Genomic DNA, 3,595 nt, shown 5'->3' on the forward strand with positions numbered 1-3,595 from the left:
CGCACCCGCAGCCGCAGCCGGGCTACGCGCACCCCGGGTACGCGCCGCAGGGCTACCCGCAGCCGGGGCCGCCGCAGCAGGCGTACACGCAGCCCGCTCCTCCTCAGCACCACCCGCAGCCGGGGTATCCGCCGCAGGCCTACCAGCAGGCCCCACCGCAGGCTTACCAGCAGGCTCCGCCCCAGGCCTACCCGCAGGCTCCGCCGCCGCAGGCTTATCAGCAGGGGCCGCCGCAGCCCGGTCCGGCCGACCTCTATGCCGAGTCGCTCCTGGTGTACGACCAGCCGCAGGGGTTCTTCTCGGTCGAGGCGAACTACACGATCTGGTCGGCCGACGGACGGCCCGCCGCGTACGTCCGGGAAGAGGGGGTCAACGGCGCGCGCAAGGTGTTCCGCGCCCTCAACCAGGGCACGCAGAACAACGCCGAGCGCCGCCTGACCATCATGCGTCCGGACGGCATGCCGCTGTTCCAGTTCTACAAGCCGTACGGGTTCGCCCACACGCCCAAGATGCAGATCCTGTCCCCGCACAACCAGCCCCTCGGCTACCTGCGGAAACGGGCGCTGCGCGGGTGGGAGCTGCTGGACGCCTACGACCAGCAGATCGGCTATTACGAACTGCTCGGCGGCCGGGTCAAGGACAACGCGGAGAACGAGCTGGCCCTGTTCCGCCGTGCCAGCGAGGGCTTCGGCGACCTGCTCGCCCAGGCGTTCACCGGTTCGGACCGGTACGTGCTGCGCCAGCACGTCCAGCTGCCCGAGCCGTTCAAGACGCTGACGCTCGCCTGCCCGCTCGCCTTCGACACCGCCGTCTCGCAGAACCGCAGCCTCGGCGGCTTCCTCACCTGACGCGCGCCTTCACCTGACGCGCAGAAGCCCGGCCGCGCGTCAGGGTTCGTACCGCGTCAACCGGACGAGCAGGCTTTGCAGGGTGCGGCGTTCGGCGTCCGTGAAGCCCTCCAGGAGCTCGTCGTGGATCACCGCCGAGATGGCGTGGGCCTTCTCGGTGACCTCGCGGCCCTTGGCGGTGAGGCTGATCGCGTGGGTGCGGCGGTCGTTCGGCAGGCGGTCCCGGCTGATCAGGCCCATGTGCTCCAGGTCGTCGATCAGGCGGACCATCGTGGACTTGTCGGTGGCCAGCGCGGCGGACAGCTCCCGCTGGCTGCACGGGCCCTTGCGGTGGACCACCATCAGCGCGCCGTAGTGGTAGGTCTTCAGGCCGAGCGGCTTCAGCGCCTCGGCGAAGGCGTCGCGGGCGCGGAGGTGGGCCAGCCGCAGCAGCATGCCCACCGGTGGGCCGTCCGAACTGTTCGTCACGGATTCCCACTCTAGACCTCTTGAGATGGTTTCGGATGAGATAGATTCATCTGAGACCATCTCACGTGAAATCGAGGACCCCCCCTCATGCGACGACCCAAGCGCTGGACGGTGCTGCTCTTCCGGGTGGCGGCCGTGCTGCAGGCCCTGCTGATCCTCCTTCAGGCGATCCTGGCGGGACGCTTCCTGTCCGGCGGCTACGGCGCGCTGAGCATGCACAGCGCCAACGCCATGTTCACGATCCTCGTCGGGATGGTGACGGTCGCGGCGGCCCTGCTGCTGTGGCGGCCGGGCGGCGGCCCGGCCCGTCCCGTCGGCCCCGCCGCCGTGATGCTGGTCCTTGAGATCGTCCAGATGTTCATCGGGTACGGACGGGTGCTCGCCGTGCACGTCCCGCTGGGGACGGCCCTGCTGGTCGGCGCGGTGACGCTGATCCGCCTGGCGTTCCAGGTCGGGGCGCGCGACGGCGCGGTCGCGACCGAGGACGAGCGCGTCTCGGAGGCCGTGTGATGGCGCGCGGACGAGGCGCGCTGTCCCGGCGCGGTTTCATCGGGGCCGGAGTGGCCGTCGGCGTCGGCGCGGGCGCGGTGGCGCTCGGCGGCGCGCGCTACCTCGGCACCGTGCCGCCCGGCCGCCTGCTGGCGAGCCGGCGGCCGCTGCCGAAGCCCTTCGAGCAGCCGCTGCGGCTGCCGCCGGTGCTGCGGCCGGTCCGCACGGACGCGACGACCGACTACTACGAGATCGTCCAGCGGGCCGCCGACCTGGAGATCCTGCCCGGCGCGCGGACGACGGCCTGGACCTATAGCGGAACGTTCCCCGGGCCGACGATCGTGTCCCGCTCGGGCCGCCGGACGGTCGTCCGGCACCGGAACGAGCTGCCCCGGCCCGTGGTCGTCCACCTGCACGGCGGGCACACGCCGCACGACAGCGACGGCTACCCGGGCGACGAGATCCTGCCCCGGGGCGGGAAGCCGACCATGGCGATGGGCGGCCACCCGATGCCCGGCAAGCCCGTCGTGGGCCAGCGCGACTACACCTATCCGATGAACCAGCGGGCGGCGACGCTCTGGTACCACGACCACCGCATGGGCTTCACCGGCGCCAGCGTGTGGCGCGGGCTGGCCGGGTTCCACCTGGTCACCGACGACGAGGAGGAGCGGCTGCCGCTGCCGCGCGGCGACCGCGACCTCCCGCTGATGATCGCCGACCGGTCGTTCGAGGCGGACGGCGCGTTCCGCTACCCGTCCATCGACCGGACGCTGGCGAGCGTGCCCGGCGTCCACGCCGCCCACATGAACGGCGTGCTCGGGGACGTCATCCTGGTCAACGGCGTCCCGTGGCCGGTGCACCAGGTGCGGCGGCTGCGCTACCGGCTGCGGCTGCTGAACGCCTCCAACGCCCGCAACTACCGGCTCGCGCTCGACCCGCCGCCGCCCGGCGGCAAGGGCATGGTGCAGATCGGCTCGGACGGCGGGCTGCTCGCCAGGCCGATCGCGCACGACGGCATCGACGCGGCCCCCGCCGAGCGGTTCGACGTGGTCGTCGACTTCGCCCGGTACCGTCCGGGCACCCGGGTGCGGCTGGTGAACCTGCTGGAGAGCGGCCGGACGCGGGAGATCATGGCGTTCGACGTGTCGCCGTCGGCCAAGGCGCCGCGCGAGGACTCGTCCGTCCCGGCGCGACTCTCCAAGATCCCCCTGCACGACCCGGCGAAGGCCGCGGTGACCAGGACGTTCCTGCTGCAGAAGCGGGGCAACAGCTGGCAGGTGAACGGGCGGGACTACGAGCCCGGCAGGCCCCTGGCGCGCCCGAGGCTGGGGCAGCTGGAGCGGTGGCGGTTCGTCACCGACCTCCACCACCCGATCCACCTGCACCTGGACCACTTCCAGGTCGTCTCGCGCGGCACCCGCGGCCTCGGCCCGTCCGACCACGGCTGGAAGGACACGATGGACCTGCGCCCCGCCGAGGCCGCCGAGGTCGCGGTGCGCTTCACCGACTATCCGGGCGCGTTCGTGTTCCACTGCCACAACCTGGAGCACGAGGACATGGCGATGATGGCCGACTTCACGACGGAGTAAGTGTCCGGCCAAGATTCTCCTGGCGTTACCCTGAGCGGTCGATCACCGGGGAAAGACCGGTCCGGTGATCACAACGATCATGTTCGGGGGGCGTGTGCGGAGAAGCGGGCTGGTGGCGGCGGGTGCCGCCACGGCGCTGGGGGCGGTCCTGGCGGCGGGATGGGCGGTGGAGTCCCACCGGGGTTCGCAGGGCGGGCAGGC

The 3,595-nt window shown here is 72.0% G+C and carries 4 protein-coding genes; 3 read left to right on the forward strand and 1 reads right to left on the reverse strand.

Going from position 1 to position 3,595, the window contains the following annotated elements:
* Positions 1–848 (forward strand): hypothetical protein (locus AB0J52_RS32160; protein WP_500186577.1); only part of this gene is annotated, 848 nt, incomplete at its 5' end.
* Positions 849–887: 39 nt separating this feature from the next.
* Here AB0J52_RS32160 and AB0J52_RS32165 read toward each other — a convergent pair.
* The gene (locus AB0J52_RS32165) at positions 888–1,316 is read right to left on the reverse strand and encodes a MarR family winged helix-turn-helix transcriptional regulator (RefSeq protein WP_500186578.1); all 429 of its coding nucleotides are present in this window, start codon (positions 1,314–1,316) and stop codon (positions 888–890) included.
* Between the two features lie 87 nt (positions 1,317–1,403).
* Here AB0J52_RS32165 and AB0J52_RS32170 point away from each other — a divergent pair, with 87 nt between their 5' ends.
* Complete coding sequence (locus tag AB0J52_RS32170; RefSeq protein ID WP_500186580.1) at positions 1,404–1,826, forward strand: hypothetical protein; 423 nt, start codon at positions 1,404–1,406, stop codon at positions 1,824–1,826.
* The gene (locus AB0J52_RS32175; RefSeq protein WP_500186581.1) at positions 1,826–3,394 is read left to right on the forward strand and encodes a multicopper oxidase family protein; all 1,569 of its coding nucleotides are present in this window, start codon (positions 1,826–1,828) and stop codon (positions 3,392–3,394) included. Before AB0J52_RS32170 ends, AB0J52_RS32175 begins: the two co-directional genes overlap by 1 nt.
* Positions 3,395–3,595 lie beyond the last annotated feature (201 nt).

Source organism: Spirillospora sp. NPDC049652, assembly GCF_040675125.1.
Lineage (GTDB): Bacteria > Actinomycetota > Actinomycetes > Streptosporangiales > Streptosporangiaceae > Spirillospora.

What these genes read in the sequence shown, in the direction of transcription:
- AB0J52_RS32170 (WP_500186580.1), top strand. Translation starts at nt 1,404, where the DNA reads ATGCGACGACCCAAGCGCTGGACGGTGCTGCTCTTCCGGGTGGCGGCC.
- AB0J52_RS32175 (WP_500186581.1), top strand. Translation starts at nt 1,826, where the DNA reads ATGGCGCGCGGACGAGGCGCGCTGTCCCGGCGCGGTTTCATCGGGGCC.